Genomic DNA, 551 nt, shown 5'->3' with positions numbered 1-551 from the left:
AGCCTTAAGGGGGGATTATGATCACTAATGCACAAACCATTCTCTGTCTTGATCTAGGCACTAAGACTGGCTGGGCGCTTCGTGATGCAGATGGTTTTATCACAAGTGATACAGAACATTTTCAATCACGCCGTTTTGAAGGCGGTGGCATGCGTTACTTGCGCTTTAAGAAATGGCTTTCTGAACTAAAGAGGTCTGTTGATGAAATTGATGCGGTGTATTTTGAAGAGGTACGTCGGCATGTGGGTACAGACGCTTCTCATGTTTATGGGGGCTTTCTAGCAACATTAACGGCGTGGTGTGAACATCATCAGATACCGTATGAAGGCATTCCCGTTGGTACCATTAAGAAAGCAATGACAGGCAAAGGAAATGCCTCAAAAGAAGAAATGATTAAGGCAATGCGTGCAAAAGGTCACGCGCCTTGTGACGACAACGAAGCAGATGCTTTGGCAATTTTATATTTAATGAAAGAAGGGGATGCGCATGTCTAATGGTATGCCATGGATAAGATTCCATTTGTATGACTGGATAAGTGGTACAGATGGAAT

General features: G+C 43.6%; 1 protein-coding gene. It reads left to right on the top strand.

From position 1 onward, the window contains the following. Window positions 1-17 precede the first annotated feature (17 nt). The gene (locus tag ACFIJS_RS09335; protein WP_375651356.1) at window positions 18-494 is read left to right on the top strand and encodes a crossover junction endodeoxyribonuclease RuvC; all 477 of its coding nucleotides are present in this window, start codon (window positions 18-20) and stop codon (window positions 492-494) included. The last annotated feature ends 57 nt before the right edge of the window (window positions 495-551 follow it).

The organism is Bartonella sp. OT172YNZD, assembly GCF_042193725.1.
GTDB lineage: Bacteria > Pseudomonadota > Alphaproteobacteria > Rhizobiales > Rhizobiaceae > Bartonella > Bartonella grahamii_A.
Note: the sequence above shows the minus strand (reverse complement) of the source record. Positions and strands in the feature narration are given on the sequence as shown.